Annotated in this window: 1 protein-coding gene; it reads right to left on the minus strand. The window is 44.9% G+C overall.

Translation table 11 applies throughout. From position 1 onward, the window contains the following. A partial coding sequence (locus A1QO_RS07360; protein ID WP_026027045.1) for a DJ-1/PfpI family protein occupies window positions 1-430 on the minus strand: 430 nt, incomplete at its 3' end. Window positions 431-463: the final 33 nt, after the last annotated feature.

Consider the following 463-nt stretch of genomic DNA (forward strand, 5'->3'; position numbering starts at 1 on the left):
CCTTAGGAAATTGCTGCTGAAATTGTTCGGAAAACGCCCAATGGCTTGTGGCACGTTTTCCATCGAGAACGCCAGCACATGCAAGTACATAAGACCCGAGGCAGAGTCCTACTAGTAGCTTACCTTTCCCATGATGCTCTATTAGCGCCTCTATAAGTCGCTCACTTGGCTCTGGCAGGTCATTTGGCCAGCTTGGAACAATCACAATATCCGCCTCTTTAATAGCGCTCAAATCTCTATCGATCACCACACCAAATCCTGAGCTTGTTTCCAATGGCGAGCTTTTTTCGCTACAGATTTTCAAGTCAAACCGAGGCGGCTGATCGAAAAAGATATCTTGAAACACCATACAGGGTACAGAGAGATGAAAAGCACTGATGCCTTCAAAGGCAATCAAAGTGATTTTGACTAACTCGGTTGATTTCTCCATATTTGTCTCGATTTGCGCGAATATTGACTTTCG

Origin of the sequence: Vibrio genomosp. F10 str. ZF-129, from assembly GCF_000287055.2 — a bacterium.
Lineage (GTDB): Bacteria > Pseudomonadota > Gammaproteobacteria > Enterobacterales > Vibrionaceae > Vibrio.